The 21,053-nt window shown below is 50.5% G+C and carries 20 protein-coding genes; 14 read left to right on the forward strand and 6 right to left on the reverse strand.

The window, feature by feature from the left end; genetic code table 11:
- Positions 1–10: 10 nt before the first annotated feature.
- The 3 genes from Q394_RS0113105 to Q394_RS0113115 form a co-directional block, all read right to left on the reverse strand.
- Positions 11–562, reverse strand: a complete 552-nt coding sequence (locus tag Q394_RS0113105; protein ID WP_028489672.1) for a DUF4124 domain-containing protein — start codon at positions 560–562, stop codon at positions 11–13.
- A 104-nt stretch (positions 563–666) separates the two neighbouring features.
- On the reverse strand, positions 667–2,022 hold the full coding sequence (trhP, locus tag Q394_RS0113110; protein WP_028489673.1) for a prephenate-dependent tRNA uridine(34) hydroxylase TrhP: 1,356 nt from the start codon (positions 2,020–2,022) through the stop codon (positions 667–669).
- A 5-nt stretch (positions 2,023–2,027) separates the two neighbouring features.
- A complete protein-coding gene (locus tag Q394_RS0113115; RefSeq protein WP_028489674.1) occupies positions 2,028–2,609 on the reverse strand; it encodes a thioredoxin family protein in 582 nt (193 codons plus the stop codon).
- A gap of 133 nt (positions 2,610–2,742) precedes the next feature.
- On the opposite strand from Q394_RS0113115, the gene Q394_RS0113120 reads away from it, so the two are divergent.
- The 10 genes from Q394_RS0113120 (at position 2,743) to Q394_RS0113165 (ending at position 12,400) form a co-directional block, all read left to right on the forward strand.
- Positions 2,743–3,702 carry an MBL fold metallo-hydrolase gene (locus Q394_RS0113120; RefSeq protein WP_028489675.1) on the forward strand — a complete coding sequence of 320 codons (960 nt, stop codon included), beginning with the start codon at positions 2,743–2,745 and terminating at the stop codon, positions 3,700–3,702.
- Between the two features lie 307 nt (positions 3,703–4,009).
- Positions 4,010–5,203, forward strand: coding sequence for a sulfate adenylyltransferase (gene sat / locus Q394_RS0113125; RefSeq protein ID WP_028489676.1), 1,194 nt, complete (start codon positions 4,010–4,012; stop codon positions 5,201–5,203).
- Positions 5,204–5,317: 114 nt separating this feature from the next.
- Positions 5,318–5,788: an adenylyl-sulfate reductase subunit beta gene (gene aprB / locus Q394_RS0113130; protein WP_028489677.1), complete on the forward strand. Its 471-nt coding sequence runs from the start codon at positions 5,318–5,320 to the stop codon at positions 5,786–5,788.
- A gap of 56 nt (positions 5,789–5,844) precedes the next feature.
- On the forward strand, positions 5,845–7,872 hold the full coding sequence (gene aprA, locus Q394_RS0113135; protein WP_028489678.1) for an adenylyl-sulfate reductase subunit alpha: 2,028 nt from the start codon (positions 5,845–5,847) through the stop codon (positions 7,870–7,872).
- A 112-nt stretch (positions 7,873–7,984) separates the two neighbouring features.
- The gene (gene adk / locus Q394_RS0113140; protein WP_028489679.1) at positions 7,985–8,638 is read left to right on the forward strand and encodes an adenylate kinase; all 654 of its coding nucleotides are present in this window, start codon (positions 7,985–7,987) and stop codon (positions 8,636–8,638) included.
- 55 nt (positions 8,639–8,693) lie between these two features.
- Positions 8,694–9,206 carry an FKBP-type peptidyl-prolyl cis-trans isomerase gene (locus Q394_RS20345; protein WP_038141530.1) on the forward strand — a complete coding sequence of 171 codons (513 nt, stop codon included), beginning with the start codon at positions 8,694–8,696 and terminating at the stop codon, positions 9,204–9,206.
- Positions 9,207–9,218: 12 nt separating this feature from the next.
- Positions 9,219–9,572 (forward strand): hypothetical protein, encoded by a 354-nt coding sequence (locus tag Q394_RS0113150; RefSeq protein WP_028489680.1) that lies wholly within the window; start codon positions 9,219–9,221, stop codon positions 9,570–9,572.
- 43 nt (positions 9,573–9,615) lie between these two features.
- Positions 9,616–10,875, forward strand: coding sequence for a 6-phosphofructokinase (locus tag Q394_RS0113155; RefSeq protein ID WP_028489681.1), 1,260 nt, complete (start codon positions 9,616–9,618; stop codon positions 10,873–10,875).
- Positions 10,876–10,974: 99 nt separating this feature from the next.
- Entirely contained in the window at positions 10,975–11,892 is a 918-nt protein-coding gene (locus Q394_RS0113160) for a YkgJ family cysteine cluster protein (protein WP_028489682.1), read from the forward strand.
- A 181-nt stretch (positions 11,893–12,073) separates the two neighbouring features.
- A complete protein-coding gene (locus tag Q394_RS0113165) occupies positions 12,074–12,400 on the forward strand; it encodes an RNA recognition motif domain-containing protein (protein ID WP_028489683.1) in 327 nt (108 codons plus the stop codon).
- Positions 12,401–12,479: 79 nt separating this feature from the next.
- Here Q394_RS0113165 and purT read toward each other — a convergent pair whose 3' ends face one another.
- Positions 12,480–13,676 carry a formate-dependent phosphoribosylglycinamide formyltransferase gene (gene purT, locus Q394_RS0113170; protein ID WP_028489684.1) on the reverse strand — a complete coding sequence of 399 codons (1,197 nt, stop codon included), beginning with the start codon at positions 13,674–13,676 and terminating at the stop codon, positions 12,480–12,482.
- Positions 13,677–13,777: 101 nt separating this feature from the next.
- Here purT and Q394_RS0113175 point away from each other — a divergent pair, with 101 nt between their 5' ends.
- Positions 13,778–14,818: a CDP-6-deoxy-delta-3,4-glucoseen reductase gene (locus tag Q394_RS0113175; protein WP_028489685.1), complete on the forward strand. Its 1,041-nt coding sequence runs from the start codon at positions 13,778–13,780 to the stop codon at positions 14,816–14,818.
- Positions 14,815–15,231: an HIT domain-containing protein gene (locus Q394_RS0113180; protein ID WP_028489686.1), complete on the forward strand. Its 417-nt coding sequence runs from the start codon at positions 14,815–14,817 to the stop codon at positions 15,229–15,231. The genes Q394_RS0113175 and Q394_RS0113180 overlap by 4 nt, the downstream gene beginning before the upstream one ends.
- 16 nt (positions 15,232–15,247) lie before the next feature.
- On the opposite strand, the gene Q394_RS0113185 is transcribed toward Q394_RS0113180, so the two are convergent.
- A complete protein-coding gene (locus Q394_RS0113185) occupies positions 15,248–16,165 on the reverse strand; it encodes a phosphoribulokinase (protein ID WP_028489687.1) in 918 nt (305 codons plus the stop codon).
- A 490-nt stretch (positions 16,166–16,655) separates the two neighbouring features.
- On the opposite strand from Q394_RS0113185, the gene rimO reads away from it, so the two are divergent.
- Positions 16,656–17,966 carry a 30S ribosomal protein S12 methylthiotransferase RimO gene (gene rimO, locus Q394_RS0113190; protein ID WP_028489688.1) on the forward strand — a complete coding sequence of 437 codons (1,311 nt, stop codon included), beginning with the start codon at positions 16,656–16,658 and terminating at the stop codon, positions 17,964–17,966.
- A gap of 470 nt (positions 17,967–18,436) precedes the next feature.
- Here the strand turns inward: rimO and Q394_RS0113200 are convergent, their stop codons facing one another.
- Complete coding sequence (locus Q394_RS0113200; RefSeq protein ID WP_028489690.1) at positions 18,437–19,957, reverse strand: D-alanyl-D-alanine carboxypeptidase/D-alanyl-D-alanine-endopeptidase; 1,521 nt, start codon at positions 19,955–19,957, stop codon at positions 18,437–18,439.
- A gap of 264 nt (positions 19,958–20,221) precedes the next feature.
- Here Q394_RS0113200 and Q394_RS22745 point away from each other — a divergent pair, with 264 nt between their 5' ends.
- Entirely contained in the window at positions 20,222–21,028 is an 807-nt protein-coding gene (locus Q394_RS22745; protein ID WP_211248812.1) for a septal ring lytic transglycosylase RlpA family protein, read from the forward strand.
- Positions 21,029–21,053 lie beyond the last annotated feature (25 nt).

The raw sequence follows: 21,053 nt of genomic DNA on the forward strand, positions 1-21,053 counted from the left end.
GCGGGTAGGTCTATTGGCCTTGCAGGGCTGAGTACCGCAATAGGTTGAATTTAACAGGTTCGGTGTTTTGGATAATGTTGCCGCTGGCATCACTCAACACGGCAAACACGCTGTGTTCGCCGCGTTCCACTTCGGTGAGGGCAAAGGATAGCGAGCTACCGGCGGCTACCTGTTTTGCATCCAGATACAGGGTTATGCCATCGCCCGGTTTGAGTTGCGGTTTCAGGGATACAGTGATGGTCACGTTACCTTCGTTGGCGCGGATGGCTTCATCCGCCACCGGGGAGGTGATCTTGAAATCGGAATAGGCTTCGGCGTTTGCATCAGTGGCTTCGGCTTTTTTATCAGTTGCCGAGGCGCTGGTGGGGGTGTTTTGTCTAGGGGCAGGGCTATCCGCTACCGTCAGCAAGGGTAAATTCACAGGTTTGGCAGCACCTTGCTTTGGCGGGTTATCGCCATAGACCGTGTTACCACTGGCGTCTACCCAGCGGTAAATTTCCGCATTCACAGAAAACACGGAAAAGCCGAGCACCAAGACTAAAAACAGTAAACCGAAGCGCATATATTTCCACGATTGTTGGTTAATACGCTAATGATTCTACTGAAATTAATCAGTGGGGCAGTAAGTGTAGGGATAAACGGCGCGGATTGGCTGCTTGTTGATACCTACAGGAAACGGCTGACCAAAATCATGTCGGTATCCACACCTTCGGGGAGCGGAATGCGCATTTTGTGGCCACTGCCCGGTGCGGTGGTGACGGGAATGCCTTCGAGGTTTTCCATGCGTTCCAGCACCAGTTCGCGGTTGCCGGTAGGTAATACCAGTTCCAGCCGGTCGCCGACGCTGAAGCGGTTTTTTACATCCAGCTCGATCCAGCCGTTTTCACGGTCGACATTCATGGCCTCGGCGACGAATTGTTGCTGATGCCCCATCGACGCGCCTTGCATGTAGTTCTGGTAGTCGTGGGTGTGGTGGCGTTCGTAGAAACCGTCGGTGTAACCCCGGTTGGCAAGGTTTTCCAGCACGCCCAGCAATTTGGGGTCGAATGCACGGCCTGCCAGTGTGTCATCAATGGCTTGTTTGTAAGCTTGCGCGGTGCGAGCAACGTAGTAATGTGACTTGGTGCGGCCTTCGATCTTGAGGCAGTCCACGCCGATTTCCGTTAGGCGCTGCACGTGTTCAATGGCACGCAAATCCTTGGAATTCATGATGTAAGTGCCGTGTTCGTCTTCCATCACTGGCATCAACTCGCCGGGGCGCTTGGTTTCTTCGAGGAAGTACACCTTGTCTGCCAGCGGGTGGCGTTCTTGATTGCCACAACTGCCCATGCTTTGTGCCTGATTGAACAAATCCATCGGCAATACTGCTTCTTTGGGGACGAATTTACCTTCAGCGGCTTCTACTGCCTCAGTGGTTTTGTATTCCCAGCGGCAGGCGTTGGTGCAAGTGCCTTGGTTCGGGTCGCGGTGGTTGAAGTAACCTGATAGCAGGCAGCGCCCGGAATAGGCGATACACAAGGCACCGTGGACGAATACTTCCAGTTCCATATCCGGGCATTGCTGGCGGATTTCGGCGATTTCATCCAGCGACAGTTCGCGGGACAAAATGACGCGGGTCAAGCCAATGCTTTGCCAGAATTTCACCGTAGCGTAGTTGACGGTGTTGGCTTGTACCGATAAGTGAATCGGCATTTCTGGCCATTTCTCGCGCACCATCATGATCAGGCCGGGGTCAGCCATGATCAGCGCATCCGGCTGCATCGCAATCACCGGAGCAAGGTCGTGCATGAACGTGCCAATCTTGCTGTTGTGCGGGGAAATATTCGCCGCGACAAAAAACTGCTTGCCTTGGGCATGTGCTTCCGCAATGCCCACTTCAAGGATGTCGTTCTTGAAGTCGTTGTTGCGCACCCGCAGCGAGTAGCGCGGTTGGCCTGCATACACCGCATCCGCACCGTAGGCGAAGGCGTGGCGCATGGATTTGAGTGTGCCAGCAGGGGCAAGCAATTCAGGGCGTTTCATGTGTTTCAAGTTCCGTAATAGTCCGGTTCATTACCGGCTTTCCATTTGATATTGCAGCCGAGTGACGCTTTTTGGTCAGCAGGCGGATACATGTTGTCCAGCAGTCTATCGAGTGCATGGCGTAGGTCATTACCTGTTACCGGAACATCGCTGCTGGGGCGAGCATCATCGAATTGCCCACGGTAAAACAGTGTATGGTGTTCGTCGAACAGGTATAAGTCGGGGGTGCAGGCTGCCTGATAGGCTTTGGCAACAGCTTGCGATTCGTCGTACAGGTAGGGGAAGGTGTAACCGTGGTTATTGACTTCTTCGACCATCTTTTCGGGGCTGTCGTCCGGGTAATTGGCAACGTCATTGGCGTTGATGGCGACGATGGCTACCCCGCGTTCCTGATAATCCCTAGCGAGTTGTGTGAACACTTCGCGGATCAGGATGACATAGGGGCAATGGTTGCAAATGAAGGCCACTAACAAGGGCTTGCCTGAAAAATCCTGACGCGTAACTATTTTCCCGCTGGCTGGTTCTAGCAGGGCAAAATCGGGTGCTTCGGTACCAAGTTCCAACATGGTGGAAGGGGTGCGAGCCATGGCTGCCTCCTTTAATTCTGACTGTGGTGGTGAGGATTAATGATTATACGCAAATTGCAGGGACAAGTGACAAATTCCCTGATTTTCTGTTTATACTGCTGCACTGCAGTATAGATGAGTGGAGGAAGTGGATATGGCGGCACGTTACGAAGACTTGGGCAATGGTGTGTATTGTATTGATACTGACCTCTACCGTCCGCAAATGGCGGCGTGCTATCTGGTGCGAGAAGGTGATGAGGCCGCTTTCGTCGACACGGGCACGTACCACACCATTCCCATGCTGATGGAAGTGTTAGCGGATCTGGGGTTAACGGCTGAGCAGGTGCGTTACGTCATCCCCACTCATGTGCATCTGGATCATGCCGGTGGTGCGGGTGAGCTGATGGCGCGTTGCCCGAATGCCACCATGCTTGTGCATCCTAAGGGTGCGCCACACATGATTGACCCGTCCCGCTTGCAGGCGGGGGCAACGGCTGTTTATGGTGAGGAAGGCTTTGCCAAGGATTACGGCAAACTGATTCCAGTGCCTGAGGAGCGGGTGGTGATTGCGCAAGATGGTCAGGCAATTGATCTGAATGGCCGCACCCTAATGTTCATCGACACACCTGGGCACGCCAATCATCATGGCTGCATTTTCGATGAGCAGAGCCGTTATTGCTTTACGGGCGATACTTTTGGGATCGCTTACCGCGAATTTGTGACGGATCGGGGAGCGTGGATATTTGCACCCACCACACCCGTGGCCTTTTCCCCGCAAGACTGGCAGCGCAGTCTGGATAAGCTGGCGGCGTTGAACCCGGCGGCGATGTTATTGACGCATTACGGGCGGGTAACGGATGTGCAGGGGCTGCTGCCAACATTGCGTGCGAGTGTTGAGAATTTGGCTCAATTGGCGCTGGCGGAGGAAAATGCACCAGAAAGACGCGTCGATACCCTCAAAGAGCGGATTTTTTGTACCTGGCTTGAAGAGATAGTTGCTCATGGGGTAAGCCTTCCCGAAAGGGATAGTCGTGAATTACTGGCAGTGGATGCGACCCTGAATGCTCAAGGGCTGGATGTCTGGTTGCAACGTCGTGCAAAAGCCAAAACCTGAAGTATATTCAGGTAATTACGAATAACCCAGTAATAAAATCAACTAATTGTTCATCGGCATATAAAAATATGCAAATATTATAATATACTTTAAATATAAGCATTTACAGACGTATTTGATACAATTTCCTTATGATACAGAAGAAACAAACTCATTGGTTTGCGCACTAAAAGTGTATAAAGTGTTCGTGGTTCAAAATTTCAAGCAAGTGGCTAATGAAATTTTTCTATACTGAATAGAATTGGTGTTGGTCACTTAAAAATCTACACAAGATTTGGCGAGTACCACACACTGACGGGAGATTGGCATGATCAAGCCTCATGGTTCTGACGAACTGAATCCATTATTCGTATATGACAGTGCTGAAAACGAAGCGCTGCTGAAAGAAGCAGAAGGTCTTGCTTCAATCGTAGTCAGCTCTGCGACAGCAGCGAATGCTGTGATGCTCGGTGGTGGCTACTTCAACCCGCTGACTGGCTACATGAACAAAGCAGATGCGCTGTCAGTCGCGAGCAATATGCACACCACTTCTGGCCTGTTTTGGCCAACACCCGTGCTGAACCTGCTTGAAGATGCTGGCAGTATCAAGGCCGGTGATCGTATTGCACTGAGAGACCCCAACGTGGAAGGGCATCCGGTACTTGCCGTGATGGATGTCGAGGGTGTCGAAGAGTTCACTGACACAGAAATGGCTACCATGACTCAGCAGATTTATCGTCCTGCTGAAGGTGAAGCGCATATCGGTGCAGATACGTTCAATTCCCAAGGCAAGTTTTGCCTGTCAGGTTCGATCAAGGTTCTCAACTTCTCCTACTTCCAAAGCGAATTCCCGGATACTTTCCGTACTGCTGTTGAAATTCGCAATGAAATTACCGAACGCGGCTGGGAGAAGGTTGTTGCCTTCCAGACCCGTAATCCGATGCACTTAGCACACGAAGAACTGTGCCACATGGCGATGGATCGTCTCGGCTGTGATGGCTTGGTCATCCACATGCTGCTGGGCAAGTTGAAGAAAGGCGACATCCCCGCGCCGGTACGTGATGCCGCCATCCGCAAGATGGTTGAGCTGTATTTCCCGCCGAACAGCGCGATGGTCACCGGTTACGGTTTCGACATGTTGTATGCGGGGCCAAAAGAAGCGGTATTACATGCCGTATTCCGCCAAAACATGGGTGCGACACATTTCATTATCGGTCGTGACCATGCCGGTGTTGGCGATCATTACGGTGCATTTGATGCTCAGGAAATTTTCGATAATGAAGTGCCTAAAGACGCCCTTGATATCGAAATCTTCCGCGCAGACCACACCGCTTACTCCAAAAAGCTGGATAAGGTTGTGATGATGTGTGAAGCACCCGATCATCAGAAAGAAGATTTTGTCCTGCTTTCTGGTACTAAAGTTCGTGAAATGCTTGGCAATGGCATTGCACCACCCAAAGAGTTTTCGCGCCCTGAAGTCGCCCAGATCCTGATCGATTATTATCAAAGTGAGAATAGTTAAGTCTGTTTAAAGTATCTCTGGTGCAGTCTGAGCTTTGAGGAAAGGGCAACAGGCTTCACTGGTTGAGTTCTGTGACCATATGTAGCAATACAATCAATTTCAAGGAGTTACACCATGCCTACGTTTGTACGTACTGACAAATGTGATGGCTGCAAAGGCGGCGACCGCACCGCTTGCATGTACATCTGCCCCCACAACCTGATGAAGCTGGACGTTGACGGTTCTGCGACAGGCCACGCGATGAAAGCGTATAACCAAGAGCCGGATCAATGCTGGGAATGCTATTCCTGCGTTAAAATCTGCCCCTCCAACGCGATTGAAGCACGTCACTATGCTGACGTTGTACCACTCGGCGGTTCTGTACAGCCATTGCGTGGTCAGGATTCCATCATGTGGTCTATCAAATTCCGTAACGGCACCATGAAGCGTTTCAAGTTCCCGATCCGTACTACCCCAGAAGGTTCCATTGATTGCTACGGCGGCAAGCCGAAAGCTGATCTGGCTAACCTCGGTAAAGCCCTGTTGACGCGTGATGTCATGGGTGGCTACCGCGCTGGCAACCCGGCTGAACTGATTTGCAAGTAATTGGTAAATTACAAGACACGCTTCGTTATTAACTCTTAAGTATTGAGGAAACACAAATGGCAGGTACATTTGGTAATCCAGAGGTTGTCCAAGAAGAAGTTGACATCCTCATCATCGGTGGCGGTATGGCTGCGTGCGGCGCGGCGTATGAAATCATGCCTTGGATCGGCGCTGCAAAAGAAGCAGGCGTTGACATCACGGTTAAGCTGATCGACAAAGCAGCAATGGACCGTTCTGGTGCCGTTGCACAAGGTCTGTCTGCGATCAACACTTACATCGGTCCAAACCAAGATCCAGCGGACTACGCTCGCATGGTTTCCAACGACCTGATGGGTATCACCCGTGACGACTTGGCTTACGACTTAGGCCGTAACGTTGACGATTCCGTGCATTTGTTTGAAGAATGGGGTCTTCCCATCTGGAAAACAGTCAACGGCGAGCGTTTTGACGGCGCTACTTGGCCAAAAGAAGGTGGCAAGCTGTTGAAAGACGGTGGCGAGCCAGTTCGTTCCGGTAAATGGCAAATCATGATCAACGGCGAATCCTACAAGTGGATCGTTGCTGAAGCTGCGAAAAAAGCACTGGGTTCTGACAACATTCAGGAACGTGTGTTCATCGTTAAGCTGGTCAATGATGCTAACGACAAAAACCGCGTGGCGGGTGCTGTTGGCTTCTCTACCCGTGAAGACAAAGTATACGTTTACAAATTCAAGGCTTGCCTGCTGGTAGCCGGTGGTTGCGTAAACATCTTCCGTCCACGTTCCGTTGGTGAAGGCCAAGGCCGTGCATGGTATCCAGTATGGAACGCAGGTTCCACCTACACCATGGCTGCTGAAGCCGGTGCAGAACTGACCATGATGGAAAACCGTTTCGTTCCAGCCCGTTTTAAAGACGGCTACGGTCCGGTTGGCGCATGGTTCCTGCTGTTCAAAGCGCAAGCGACTAACGCCTACGGCGAAGTCTACATGACCAAGAACAAAGAATTGTTGAACGACTATCCTCCGTATGGTCAGGCAGCGGTTCCAGCATCTTGCTTGCGTAACCACTTGATGCTGAAGGAAATGAAAGAAGGTCGCGGTCCTATCTATATGGATACCGTTACCGCTCTGGCTAAACTGCGTGAAACACTGTCTCCTCGTGAAGTAAAGCATCTGGAAGCAGAAGCTTGGGAAGACTTCCTTGACATGTGTATCGGTCAGTGCGGTATCTGGGTGGGTGAAAACATCGAGCCAGAGAAGAAAAACTCTGAACTGATGCCTACCGAACCGTACCTGCTGGGTTCACACTCAGGCTGCTGTGGTATCTGGGCTTCTGGTCCTGAAGACGTGGGCGCTCCAACGACTGAAGAGCATCCAGAAGCAGACAAAATCCCTGCTCACCTGCCACAAGGCTGGAACTGGGGCTATCGCTCAATGACGACAGTACGTGGCCTGTTCACTGCTGGTGACGGCGTTGGTGCATCTGGTCACAAGTTCTCTTCTGGTTCACACACTGAAGGCCGTATGTGTGCACAGTCTATGGTTAAGTTCGTCATGGACAACAAAGACTGGGTGCCTACACTGGACACGCCTGTTGAAGATCTGGTTAACGAAATCTATCAGCCAGTGCGTACTTTCCTTGAGCACAAGGACTACACCACGGCGATCGACGTAAACCCACACTACATCACGCCACGTATGTTGCAGTTCCGTCTGCAAAAAATCATGGATGAATATGTAGCAGGTGTTGCCACTTACTACACTACCAACGGTCACATGCTGGCGGTAGCGGAAGAAAAGCTGGGTATGTTGAAAGAAGATGCGCAGAAAATGCGTGCAAAAGACCTGCACGAACTGCTCCGCGCATGGGAAAACTATCACCGTATCCTGACGGCTGAAGCGCACATGAAGCACATCCAATTCCGTAAGGAAAGCCGTTACCCTGGTTTCTACTACCGTATGGACTACAACCTGGTAGACGAAGAAAACTGGCATTGCTTCGTAAACTCTGTTTACGACAAAAACACCAAGACTTGGAACGTGTTCAAACGCGCCCACAAAGACTTGGTTGACAAGTCCAAGCTGTTCAAGCCCGCTGCCCATTAATAAAGGGTTGCTTGCAAACAGCACTAAACCTTACTATCGGGTTTAGGCCAAATCAGGGCATCTCATGATGCCCTGATTTACATCTACGGTAGTAAAGTGGAGGAATCATTGCATGAAAATTATCCTGTTAGGCGGTCCAGGTGCTGGCAAAGGCACACAAGCTGGGTTCATCAAAGAAAAATACAATATCCCGCAAATTTCGACTGGCGACATGTTACGTGCCGCTGTCAAGGCTGGCACCGAAATGGGTGTTGCAGCTAAAAAAGTGATGGACGCAGGCGGTTTGGTTTCTGACGAAATCATTCTCGGTCTGGTCAAAGAGCGTACTGCTGAAGCAGATTGCGCGAATGGTTTCCTGTTCGACGGTTTCCCACGCACCTTGGCTCAGGCCGAGTCTCTGAAAACTCAAGGCGTTGATATTGACGCGGTGGTTGAAATCGCGGTTGATGACGCTGAAATCGTGCGCCGTATGAGTGGCCGCCGTGTTCACGTTGCCTCCGGCCGCACTTACCACGTTGTATTCAACCCACCTAAGGTTGCAGGCAAAGACGACGAAACCGGCGAAGACCTGATCCAGCGTGCTGATGATGCGGAAGAAACCGTATTGAAGCGTCTGGAAATTTATCACGCACAAACCGCACCCCTGATCGGTTACTACACTGATTGGTCAGCATCTGGGGATACTCGGGCGCCACGTTATATCCGTGTCGAAGGTGTTGGTTCGGTTGATGCTATCCGCGATCAGATTTTCGTGGCATTGGGTTAAACGACATCCCGTTCCCTGAGCGAAGTCGAAGGGAACAATTTATTTAGGAGCGACAATGACTGCATCTCCCGAAAAAGTGGCAGCCGGTAAGGTAGTCCAGTTTACGTACCGTATCGCTGACCGTCATGGCGACATCATGGAACAAGTGGACTTACCCTTGAGCATGGTATTTATGCGCCATAACCGCTTGTATGACGTGGTGGAAAAAGCCTTGGTTGGTTGTCGCGTGGGTGATGAAGTGTCGGTTGAAGTTCCGGCCGTTGATGGCGCATGGGGCGAAGCCGATGCTGACCTGATTCTGGTGCAAGACATTGAGCATGTGCCACCACCTTATCGTCGGCTGGGGGCTGAAGCACAGTTTCAAGGCGAAAACGGTGAGATTAAAACCTTCACCGTGACCAGTGTCACCGAAGAGTCCGTTACCTTGGATGGCAACCACCCCTTTGCAGGGCAAACCATGACTTTCCACGTCAAAGTTATTGCGATTCGTGATGCTAGCAAGGAAGAGTTATTGCACGGGATTGAATCCGGTGCACCTACCGACTTTGGCAGTACAACCGTTCACTAATGAGGCAGCATCATGGCAATTCCTGATTTGACCGACCTCGAAAAATCCATTATCCAGCAAAGTATTAATGAGCGTTGGCGCAAAGGTGGCATCGTAGCGGAGGAGGTCGAGGTGGAGCTACGGCTCTCCAAGGGTGACCGCGAAGTAACCGCTTGCCCGGCGATGTATTGGGAACATGACGCTTGTACCTTCCTCGTCGCTAAGACGGGTGAAAATCGCTACCGTTCACAATTTTTCTACTCTGCTAAAGAACAATTCAACACCGGCATTGAAGAATACACCGACTTAGGTGACTGTGTTCTCTTCCTGCTGCGTTTGCAGGCAGACCATGAGAGTGAGCGCAATAAAAATTTCCCCACGACTTAAATCCACACGTTAGTTTGAGAGACCGCATAGAGGAGTTTGTGTTATGACCGTCAAGAATGCTTTTTACGCCCAGTCCGGTGGTGTTACCGCCGTTATCAACGCATCCGCCTGTGGCGTGATTGAAACCGCCCGCCAGCACGGCGACAAGATCGGCACAGTATACGCTGGTCAAAACGGTATCATCGGCGCACTGCTGGAAAACCTGATCGACACCAGCAAAATTTCTGCGGCAGATGTGGCGGCGCTGCGTCATACCCCCTCTGGTGCTTTTGGCTCTTGCCGTTACAAGATGAAAAGTCTGGAAAAGAATAAGCGTGAGTACGATCGTTTGATCGAAGTGTTCAAAGCGCACAATATTGGCTACTTCTTCTACAACGGTGGCGGTGACTCGGCGGATACTTGTTTGAAAGTTTCGCAGTTGTCTGATGCAATGGGCTTCCCGATTCAGGCGATTCATGTCCCTAAAACTGTCGATAATGATCTGCCTATTACCGATAACTGCCCTGGTTTTGGTTCGGTTGCCAAGTACATTGCGGTGTCTACTCGTGAAGCTAGCTATGACGTGGCGTCTATGTGTGCGACTTCCACCAAGATTTTCGTGCTCGAAGTGATGGGTCGTCATGCAGGCTGGATTGCAGCCGCAGGCGGTTTGGCGACAGATGCCAATAACGATATTCCTGTAGTTATCCTATTCCCAGAAATCGAGTTCAACCAAGAGAAATTCTTGGCAACGGTTGATGCGAAAGTGAAACAGTACGGCTATTGCACCATCGTGGTGTCTGAAGGCTGCCATTACCCTGACGGCAAATTCCTGGCAGAGCAGGGCACACGTGACTCCTTCGGTCATGCGCAATTGGGCGGTGCTGCCCCGGTCGTGGCTAACATGATCAAGGATGCGCTGGGTTATAAATTCCATTGGGCAGTTGCGGACTATCTGCAACGTGCGGCACGTCACCTATCATCCAAGTCGGATGTGGAACAGGCGTATGCGCTGGGCAAAGCAGCGGTTGAGCTGGCGATGGAAGGCAAGAACTCGGTGATGCCAGCGGTTATCCGCGATTCCAACAAGCCGTATGCGTGGCACATCGGTGTGGGTGAGTTGAAAGACATTGCCAACGTCGAAAAAATGATGCCGATGGAATACATCACTGAAGATGGCTATGGCATTACCGAGGCTTGCCGCGAGTATTTGCTGCCGCTGATCGACGGTGAAGATTACCCGCCATACGAAAACGGTATGCCGAAGTATGTGACGCTCAAGCATGAATTGCTGGAGAAGAAGTTGCCTGCCTTTGAACTGTAAGTAAATCAACACCCTTGCAGTGAATACCCCTGTTTGCATAGCAGGGGTGTTCTTTTTATACTTTCTGTTTTCACAGACCACACCCCGGTAACCATTATTATGGCTGAAAAACTCAATATTCCTGAGGAATTCCACAGCACCCTCGTCCCTGAACTGCTGACGGATGACACCACCATTCAGTTTGACTGTCACCCTGGTGTTTCCTGTTTCAACATTTGCTGTAAAGCGGCCGATGTGACACTCGCGCCGTATGACATCCTGCGTTTGAAAAAGCGTTTGGGAATGACATCCAGCGAATTCCTCGATAAACATACCGTGCCGTTTGAGGTCGATGGGCAAGGCTTGCCCGGTATCAAGCTGCGTACCGATGACAACAAAACCTGCCTGTTTGTGCGTGAGGAAGGTTGCAGCGTCTACGAAGACCGTCCGGCGGCGTGCCGCTATTACGGGCTGGGTTTGCTGTCGCACCGTGCGGCGGACTCCTCGCAAGACGTGCAATTCTATTTCCGTAACAAGGAAGCGCATTGCCAGGGTTGGAATACCGAAAAGGTTATGACCGTCCGCGATTACCGCGCTGCCCAAGGCGTGCCGGAATACGACGAAATCAACCGCGAGTGGATGCAGTTGATGCTGAAAAAGAAATCGGCAGGCCCCGCGATTGGCAAGCCTGATCCGCTTAGCTACCAGTTGTATTTCATGGCCAGTTTTGACATTGACCGTTTCCGCCGTTTTGTGGAAAGCCCCGCTTTCTCCAAGGTTTATGTGATCAGTGAAGAAATGCGTCACGAATGGCAAGATGACGTGGTGCTGCAACGCTTCGGTTTCCGCTTGTTGCGTCAGGTATTGTTTGATGAGCAAACCATTCCTACCCACGAAAACATTCTGGAAAAGCGTTGGGAAGAGCGCAAGGATATCATTGAGTTACGCCACAAAGCCGCTGTTGATTTGCACCTGCAACGGGCAGAAGCAGAGCGCAAGGCTGCACTAGATGTGAGTGATGATGGTGCCTCTGCCTGAGCACTCAAGAACAGATTAACTGGCAATCTGCATAGCAGTTGCTAGTTAATCCAAATATTTGGCTTTCTTCTTACCCGAAAACCTGTATAGTCACACTTTTTACAATATCGTTTCTATCGAGTCTGCGGGTATTTCGCCTACATCCTCTTGAGCGGTTTACTGAAACCTTTAGGAGGTTCTCATGGCTACTAAGCTTTACGTTGGCAACTTGCCATATTCCGTTACTCAACAAAGCCTGCAAGAAAAATTTGCTCAATACGGCGATGTTACATCTGTTAGCGTTATCACTGACCGTGATACTGGGCAGAACAAAGGCTTTGCATTCGTAGAAATGTCTAGCAGCAGCGAAGCACAAAAAGCTATCGACGGCCTGAACGGCGCTGATATGGGCGGTCGCGGCATGAAAGTTAATGAAGCGAAGCCACAAGCACCACGCGATAACAATCGCAGCGGTGGCGGTGGTTTCGGTGGCGGCAACGGCGGCGGTTCACGCGGTGGTCGTTGGTAAGAAGCCCCCCACGGCTTATACCGAATAGAAAAACCCGGCCTTGTGCCGGGTTTTTTTGTGCTGAATTTTCGTAAGATTGTTAATCTACGACTGGTTTGACTCGCTGAGCGGCTTCCACTGCACGTGCGCGAGCTTCATCGATATCTTTGCCACGCGTTAATGCTACGCCCATACGCCGCCGCTCGAATGACTCGGGTTTCCCGAACAGGCGGATGTCGCTTTCCGGCACTTGCAGCGCATGTTCTACGCCTTCAAACGCGATGCCTTCTGCGTCCATGCCGCCGTAAATCACCGCACTTGCACCCGTAGAATGCAGCGACGTATTCACCGGCAAGCCCAGAATCGCGCGGGCGTGCAGCTCGAATTCGTTCTGAAACTGCGTTGCCATTGTCACCATGCCGGTGTCGTGCGGGCGTGGGCTAACTTCCGAAAACCATACGTCGTCACCTTTGACGAATAATTCCACTCCGAACAGGCCACGTCCGCCGAGATTGCCGGTGACTTTTGAGGCGATGTCTTGCGCTTTGGCAAGGGCGCTGTCGGTCATCGGTTGTGACTGCCAGCTTTCGACGTAATCGCCTTTGACCTGACGATGCCCGATGGGGGCGCAAAAGTGGGTTTCGATTGCGCCGTTCGCACCCACGGCACGCACGGTCAACAGGGTGATTTCGTAATCAAAGTGGATGCATTCTTCCACGATCACGCGCCCATGATTGACGCGCCCAGCGGAAAGGGCGTATTCCCATGCATCAGCCACATCCGCCGCACTTTTCAGCATGGATTGGCCTTTGCCGGAAGAGGACATGACAGGTTTGACGAAACACGGGTAGCCCACATCATCAGCAGCGGCCTGCATCTCGGCAAGGCTGGAGGCGAAGTGGTAACGCGAGGTCGGTACGCCGAGTTCTTCCGCTGCCAGACGGCGGATGCCTTCGCGGTTCATGGTCAATTGCGTGGTGCGGGCGGTGGGGATGACTTCGGCAAGGCCAGCCGCTTCGATGGCGGCCAATTCATCGGTGGCAATCGCTTCGATTTCAGGCACGATCAAGTGCGGCTTTTCGGCTTCCACCAAGGCTCGCAAGGCTGCCGGGTCGGCCATATTGATGCTGTGGAAACGGTGTGCCACTTGATGCCCCGGCGCATTCGGGTAGCGGTCTACCGCGATCACTTCGACCCCTAAACGTTGCAGGGCGATGATGACTTCCTTACCAAGTTCGCCGCTGCCAAGCAGCATGACGCGGGTGGCTGAAGGGGAGAGCGGGGTTCCGATACGCATAGTATTCTCCGGGGCAACAAGTGGATGAAAATTCTGGAGAATAGCACAAGCCGCACCAGCAGGTTAAAATCAGTCAATTTGATTCTTCAATGGATAATGCGATGACTTTCAAGGTAACGGTGCAGCCCTCCGGGCATACTTTTTTGGCAGAGGCGAATGAAACGGTGCTGGAGGCGGGTTTGCGCCAAGGCGTGGCTTTGCCATATGGCTGCCGGGGCGGGGTGTGCGGTTCGTGCGCCGCAACGGTGCTGAGTGGTCAGGTGCATTACCCGTTTGGTGAGCCGCAAGGGCTGGCTCCTTACGATGAGGAGCGCGGTAAAGCCTTTCTGTGCATGGCGGGGGCGTTGAGCGATCTGGAAATTGATTCCCCGCGTGTGGGCACAGAACCGGATATTGAAATCAAGGCGTTGCCGGTGCGGGTCGAAAAGCTGCGCAAGCTGGCGGATGATGTGATGGAACTGACCCTGAAATTGCCTGCGTCGGAACGTTTGCGCTTTTTGGCGGGGCAATACATCGACATTTTGCTGAAAGATGGCAAGCGCCGGGGCTTTTCGTTGGCGAATGCGCCGTTTAACGACCAGTTTCTGGAATTGCATATCCGTCATGTGCCAGGTGGGTATTTCACTAACCATGTGTTCAATGAGATGAAGGAAAAGGCGTTGTTGCGGATTGAAGGGCCATTGGGCAGTTTCTACCTGCGCGAATCAGAACGTCCGTTGATCCTGATGGGGGGCGGTACGGGGTTTGCGCCACTCAAGGGGATGCTGGAGCAGATGATGGCGCAAGGTTTGGAAAAGCCGGTGCATCTGTACTGGGGCGTGCGTGCCAAGGCGGATTTGTACATGGATAACGTTATACGCAGTTGGGTTTCTCGCCACCCGCACCTGACTTATGTGCCAGTGCTGTCCGAACCGCAGCCGGAAGATCAGTGGCTAGGGCGTACTGGTTGGGTGCATGAGGCCGTGGCGGCTGATTTCCCGGCGTTATCCGGTCATGATGTGTACCTGAGTGGCCCACCGCCGATGGTGAATGCTGCGAAAACCGCATTTTTGGCGCATGGCCTGCCAGAAGCACAACTGTTTTACGATTCGTTTGAATTTAGCCCTGATACCCTCAAAGCCATGCAGGAAACACAGCCATGAGTGAACACGAAGCGGGTTTCAGCTTGCACCCGCAATTGGCACAAGATACCCATTTGGTGACGGATTTGCCGCTGTGCCGGGTATTGTTGATGGATGAGTCGCGTTACCCGTGGTTCATCCTCGTGCCACGCCGTGCGGGTATTCGTGAAATCCATGAATTGATGCCAGCAGAACGCCAGCAGTTGTGGGCAGAGTCGGATCAGGTTAACAGTGCTTTGATGGCATTATTCCAGCCTGACAAGCTGAATCTGGCCGCGTTGGGGAATATGGTGCCGCAATTGCACTTGCACCACATTGCTCGCTTTCAGCGTGATGCGGCTTGGCCTGCACCGGTATGGGGGAAGTTTGTTCCAGAACCTTATGCCGCTGAAACCGCAGCATTACGTTGCGAGGCGATGCGCTCGCAACTGTAACGCCGAGGGGATGAGCTTACGCTTTATGCTTCGCTTCAATCATGTCATGGATGATCGGGTTCAGAATCAGTTCCATGGCCAGTACCATTTTGCCACCCGGCACGACGATGCTGTTACGGCGTGACATGAAGGAGTCGTGGATCATGGATAATAGGAATGGGAAGTCCACGTTGAAACGTTTCGGGTCAGCGAAACGGATGATCACGAAACTTTCATCCGGTGATGGAATATCACGCGCAATGAACGGGTTGGAGGTATCCACGGTCGGCACACGCTGGAAGTTGATGTGGGTGCGTGAGAATTGCGGGGTGATGTGGTTAATGTAATCCGGCATCCGACGCATGATGGTGTCGACGGTCGCTTCCGGTGAATAGCCGCGCTCAGCGTGGTCACGGGAAATCTTCTGGATCCATTCAAGGTTTACGCTGGGTACAACCCCAATGCCCAGATCCACGTATTTAGCCACGTCGTAGCCACCGTATTTCTTAGTGGTACTGGCATCTTTCACCAAGCCATGCAGCCCTTCGTAGAACAGGATGTCTGTGTTGGCTTCGGTGTCTTCCCACGGAGTGAATTCGCCAGAACTCGCATTACAAGCCACACCCAAATCCGCCAATCGCTTGACGTGATGCACGGCTTCAGCATCGTTGTGCAGGTAGTAGCGCTTTTTGCCGCTGCCGGTTTCGCCGTAGCTTTTGAACAGGGCTTCCAGTGAGTGGAAGTCGTTGGCGTGAGGGCCAAAGTGGCTGAAATTACTTTCTACTGCGGAGCGCTGCTTGAATTCAGCACGGGTAACGCTGTGGAAGCTATCGCCTTCCACCACTGTTGCCGTGATTTTTTCACGGAAGAAAATGTGCTCAAACGCGCGTTTGACGAAGGTGGTGCCTGCACCGGAGGAACCTGTTACAGCGATAACTGGGTGTTTTTGGGACATTGGAATTCTCCTCTCTAGAATGTGAATGCGCAATCGACCAACATTCTAACCAAACGGGCGGCTTGCCTGTATATGCCTTTCGATAGGGATGCTCCCAAGGCCTTTATAGGGTGATCTTAATATTAGCTGAATCATGATCTTAAGTGAGTTATCCCCAGAACCTGTGGATAACTATGTGGAAAGTTTTGTTTGAAGGATGCTAGGTGGCTTGTTTTATAAGGATTATTGCCACATTGTGTAAAAAAACAACAATGAAAAATCCTTTTTAAATCATTGTGTTGCCATTTTGCTTCTGTTTTTCGTGGTATTATTTTGTGTAATGTCAATTTTTGCTGTTGGTGTGGAGGGGTTGTGTATAACTTTGAAAATCATCACTGAAAAGTCTTGACACAATATGTTGTGTGACAGGGATTTTTTCCACACTAGAAGCATAATGCGTAGGGATCAGCTATCATTACCGCCTTTCCAATTACTTAGCCCCTATTTAGTTATGAAGCAAGCTCAGCCCCGTGTCGGTTTCGTTAGTCTCGGTTGCCCCAAAGCATTGGTAGATTCCGAACGTATCCTTACCCAATTACGTGCCGAAGGTTATGAAATCAGCGGCAGTTACGATGATGCCGATCTGGTGGTAGTGAATACCTGCGGTTTCATTGATTCGGCGGTGGAAGAGTCGCTGGATGCGATTGGCGAAGCTTTGCATGAAAATGGCAAGGTGATCGTCACTGGCTGTCTGGGGGCAAACGCCGACAAGGTGCTGGATGCTTACCCTAACGTGCTGGCGGTCAGTGGCCCCCATGCTTATGAAGCGGTCATGCAATCGGTACACGCGCATCTGCCGCCGCTGCATGACCCGTATATGCACTTGATCCCGCCACAGGGTGTGCGCCTGACGCCGCGCCATTACGCTTACCTGAAGATTTCGGAAGGTTGTAACCACCGTTGTTCCTTCTGCATTATCCCGTCATTGCGGGGTGATCTGGTATCGCGCCCGATCGGTGATGTGTTGCAGGAAGCTGAAAATCTGGTGAATGCCGGTGTCAGAGAATTGCTGGTGATTTCACAAGATACCAGTGCTTATGGCATTGACGTGAAATACCGTACTGGTTTCTGGCAAGGCCGCCCGATCAAAACCCATTCCCAGCAATTGGCGGAAGCCTTGGGCGACATGGGTGTATGGGTGCGTCTGCATTATGTTTACCCTTACCCACACGTTGATAACCTGATTCCGTTGATGGCGGAAGGCAAAATTTTGCCGTATCTGGATATTCCTTTCCAACACGCCAGTCCTTCGGTGCTGAAGGCGATGCGTCGCCCGGCTCATGCAGAGAAAGTCTTGGATCGTTTGAAAAACTGGCGTGAAACCTGCCCGGATATCGCGGTGCGCAGTACCTTCATTGTGGGTTTCCCCGGTGAAACCGAGGACGACTTTGAGATGCTGTTGGACTTTTTGCAGGAAGCGCAACTTGACCGAGTGGGCGCCTTTACGTACTCAGCAGTGGACGGTGCGCCCGCCAATGCTATCGACGGCGCTGTTCCTGAGGAAGTCAAAGAGGAGCGTTTAGAGCGCTTTATGGAAGTACAGGCGGAGATCAGTGCGGCAAAGCTTAGTCGTTTGATCGGTAAAACCATGACTGTACTGGTGGATGAAGCTGGTGATGGACAAAGTATTGCTCGCAGCCATCGTGATGCGCCTGAAATTGATGGGCAGGTTATTATTGAAGGCGTGGAGTTACCCGTTGGAGAGTTTGCCCAAGTGCGCATTACTCATGCTGATGAACATGATCTCTGGGGGGAAATTTAATCATTATTGATAAGATAATTTAGTTTGCGTGATTTTTGCTATTTATTTACTCTGATAAAGAAGCTTTCGGGGTTGAGAGCTGGCTAACAATAGTTAAATGGATTCAGGTGCTGATCATTATCGTAATGCTAGTGTATGTGTTATAGTGTATCTGATTATTATAACTAATTGCCATTTGATAAGGCACCCGTATAAGGGTTAATAAATATGACTAAAAAAATCAATAACTTATGCAATTCTCTTGTCGAGAATCTGCATGACGCATTACCAATGCTTCTTATCATTGTTTTTTATCAAATGACGGTTTTAGAAATACCGATTCAAGAAATAGTCGAAATGTTAGGCTGGGTATTATTCATATCATTTGGAATGATTATGATTATATAAAATATAAGAATGATTATAAAGTAGACATAAAAAAACCCGCGTAAGCGGGTTTTTTTATTCGATCATTAATCGGTTTTGTTTATTTATTGTGCGCTTGCGACATTATTTTGAGAACCATAGTATACCCACTCTACCAAATCATCATGTGCTTCTTTGGCAGTAGCACGAATATTGGCATCATTGTGTAATAGGGCAACGACGTAGGTTTGTCCATTGGCAGCAGTCAAGTAGCCAGCTAATGCACGTACATCACGCAATGTTCCTGTTTTGAATTTACCGCGTCCTGTCAAATTCTTCAGACGATTTTTTACAGTACCATCTGTACCAAGTACCGCCATTGAGCGCATTAAATCATCACGATAAGGGCTATTATAGGCGTCGACTAACATCTCCCCCATTTCCCGCGTTGAAATACGTTCTATCCGGCTGAGGCCAGAACCATTTTCGATTTTTAGGTTAGAAAAGCGCAGTCCCCGGCTTTCTAGCCACTGTCCCACTGCACCAGCCCCTTTTTGGGTTGTACCCGGTGCACCGAATTGTTTCGCTCCCGCAGAAAGGAGTAATTGGCGGGCTTTGACGTTATTACTTTCTTTGTTGATTTCAACAATGATGTCGCGCAGGGGAGATGAATACTGCGTATTAACCAGTTTTGCGCCCGCCGGTACGGATTGTACTTGTAGGCCACCATTTAGCGTGCCGCTCATTTCACCCACCCAGATACGCCAGAAATCGGCGAACAGATTGGCGTTTAGATCGCTACCGTTGCGCGGTTTGATCGGGCACATGCGCTCAACTTGCCCTGCTTTGTTGCGCATTTCGTAACAACTGCCGCGTTCGTTATAGAGCAATGCTTCTGGCTGGGCGTTGTAATCAGCATTCACATTGTTATCGATAGCCGCTTGCTGTGGCACATTGAAGTAACTTTTATCGACGACGAAGTTACCGTTGATATTACGCACACCCTGTGCCCGTAGGGCTTGTAGCAATTGACGGAAATCTTGTTCACCGAAGTTAGGGTTGCCGTAACCTTTAATAACGACATCCCCTTGCAACGTGTCACCCATTTGGTTGCCGGTTGTATAAATTTCTGTAGGCCAGCGGTAGTTTGGGCCTAGTACACCTAAGGCTGTATAGGTTGTAACAAGTTTCATCGTAGATGCGGGGTTACGGGGAGTATCAGCATAGGCTACTAGTAGTGGTTGTGCCCCGCTAACCGGGCGGACATACGCCCCAAGGTTTTGCTCTGGTAGGCCACGCAGCCGCAGACTGCTGGCGATATTGTCAGGTAGTCTATTCAGTCGGCCTTGGCCACGATAGGTCTTGTCAGCCCCTGCTGAACCTAGTTGGGTTGGTGTTATTTGGGCAGCAGGTGTACTGTTATTTTCTCTATTTGTTGAGGCAATCTGCTGATTTTGTTGTTGAATGTAAGGTTGAGATTGTGTGCTGCGTGTAGTGGGTTGAGGCTGAGATACCTCAAAAAGTTCAGGTTGCGCATGTGTATCCCCATTACTAGCCAGCGCTGTGTTTGGCTGAACATTTTGGGAGCTACAGGCCGCTAGCGACGTTGCTAGCATTAATAGTGCGCCAATATGTAAAATTCGCATTGATTCCCCGTTTTTCATAATTCCATACCTAATATGAGTCTAGTGCCCCGTTCACAAACAGGTTAGATAAAAAGTTATTGTAAGCCCAGTTATTGGATAAGTCTTTCACAATGTCGATCATATAGAGACTTAATACCCTTGAAAAGTTCAGTGATTTTTCTGAATAGGGCTTGACAATGGAACTTCCTGGAGTGTTTTACAATAAGAATGTGCGTGTTATCCTTAGCAACGACGCTAATCTTAGTCGGAGGATTATAGAAAAAAATGAAAATAGTAAAGCATAATATATTATCAGGTTGGACTCGGCCTGTCGGCATTGGCATAACGGCTTTGGCTCTTGCCGTCACGTTCAGCTTACCAACATCCGTTGCAGCGAAAGAGAAAAAATCCGCTAGTAAGGTGACAGTAAGTAAGAAAAGCAATAAAAGAGTCAGCAAAAAAACCAGCAAGTCTAAAGTTTTGATAAAAAATATAAAAAAGTCAGATAAAGTTGGAAAATCCACTCAAACATCAGCGACTAAAACAACTAAGGTAACCAAGACAAGTCAAAGTAAGATTGCCAGTAAAAAGCACAGTAAATCTGCCGTCAAGCGTGTTAGCTACCAACCAAAGCAACATTCATCCTCGTTAGCGTGGAATCCATCCACTGACTCCAAGCAAGCTTATTATGTGATGCCAACCGCATTTGAGGGCGCTGTGGGCAAGCCGCAACAGCCACCTAAATACCTGCAACCTTCTACGGATTCTGTTCAAAAATCCGCTGAATCCGACAAAGTGCATCAGGTGGGTACAGCCTCTTATTACAGTGATAAATTCGACGGTCGTAAAACCGCCAGTGGCGAGCGTTTTGACCAAGATGATCTTACCTGTGCGCATGGTAGTTTACCGTTTGGTTGCCGTATTCGCGTCACCAACCTGCGTAACAACAAGGCAGTGGAAGTTAAAGTCAATGATCGCGGTGGTTTCAGTAAACAGGGTGGTCGGGTCGTCGATCTATCCAAAGCAGCGGCCAAAGAAATTGGCATGATGGGAACCGGCACTGCCAAGGTGAAGGTTGAGGTATTGCAATAAACCATCAGCGAAGGCTACTTTCACA

Source organism: Thiothrix lacustris DSM 21227, assembly GCF_000621325.1.
GTDB classification, from domain to species: domain Bacteria; phylum Pseudomonadota; class Gammaproteobacteria; order Thiotrichales; family Thiotrichaceae; genus Thiothrix; species Thiothrix lacustris.

Coding starts and splice junctions, on each gene's coding strand:
- Q394_RS22745 (WP_211248812.1), top strand. CDS start 20,222: ATGAAAATAGTAAAGCATAATATATTATCAGGTTGGACTCGGCCTGTC.
- Q394_RS0113115 (WP_028489674.1), bottom strand. CDS start 2,609: ATGGCTCGCACCCCTTCCACCATGTTGGAACTTGGTACCGAAGCACCC.
- Q394_RS0113150 (WP_028489680.1), top strand. CDS start 9,219: ATGGCAATTCCTGATTTGACCGACCTCGAAAAATCCATTATCCAGCAA.
- Q394_RS0113120 (WP_028489675.1), top strand. CDS start 2,743: ATGGCGGCACGTTACGAAGACTTGGGCAATGGTGTGTATTGTATTGAT.
- Q394_RS20345 (WP_038141530.1), top strand. CDS start 8,694: ATGACTGCATCTCCCGAAAAAGTGGCAGCCGGTAAGGTAGTCCAGTTT.
- trhP (WP_028489673.1), bottom strand. CDS start 2,022: ATGAAACGCCCTGAATTGCTTGCCCCTGCTGGCACACTCAAATCCATG.
- aprB (WP_028489677.1), top strand. CDS start 5,318: ATGCCTACGTTTGTACGTACTGACAAATGTGATGGCTGCAAAGGCGGC.
- sat (WP_028489676.1), top strand. CDS start 4,010: ATGATCAAGCCTCATGGTTCTGACGAACTGAATCCATTATTCGTATAT.
- Q394_RS0113175 (WP_028489685.1), top strand. CDS start 13,778: ATGACTTTCAAGGTAACGGTGCAGCCCTCCGGGCATACTTTTTTGGCA.
- rimO (WP_028489688.1), top strand. CDS start 16,656: ATGAAGCAAGCTCAGCCCCGTGTCGGTTTCGTTAGTCTCGGTTGCCCC.
- Q394_RS0113200 (WP_028489690.1), bottom strand. CDS start 19,957: ATGCGAATTTTACATATTGGCGCACTATTAATGCTAGCAACGTCGCTA.
- Q394_RS0113105 (WP_028489672.1), bottom strand. CDS start 562: ATGCGCTTCGGTTTACTGTTTTTAGTCTTGGTGCTCGGCTTTTCCGTG.
- purT (WP_028489684.1), bottom strand. CDS start 13,676: ATGCGTATCGGAACCCCGCTCTCCCCTTCAGCCACCCGCGTCATGCTG.
- Q394_RS0113180 (WP_028489686.1), top strand. CDS start 14,815: ATGAGTGAACACGAAGCGGGTTTCAGCTTGCACCCGCAATTGGCACAA.
- adk (WP_028489679.1), top strand. CDS start 7,985: ATGAAAATTATCCTGTTAGGCGGTCCAGGTGCTGGCAAAGGCACACAA.
- Q394_RS0113165 (WP_028489683.1), top strand. CDS start 12,074: ATGGCTACTAAGCTTTACGTTGGCAACTTGCCATATTCCGTTACTCAA.
- Q394_RS0113160 (WP_028489682.1), top strand. CDS start 10,975: ATGGCTGAAAAACTCAATATTCCTGAGGAATTCCACAGCACCCTCGTC.
- Q394_RS0113155 (WP_028489681.1), top strand. CDS start 9,616: ATGACCGTCAAGAATGCTTTTTACGCCCAGTCCGGTGGTGTTACCGCC.
- aprA (WP_028489678.1), top strand. CDS start 5,845: ATGGCAGGTACATTTGGTAATCCAGAGGTTGTCCAAGAAGAAGTTGAC.
- Q394_RS0113185 (WP_028489687.1), bottom strand. CDS start 16,165: ATGTCCCAAAAACACCCAGTTATCGCTGTAACAGGTTCCTCCGGTGCA.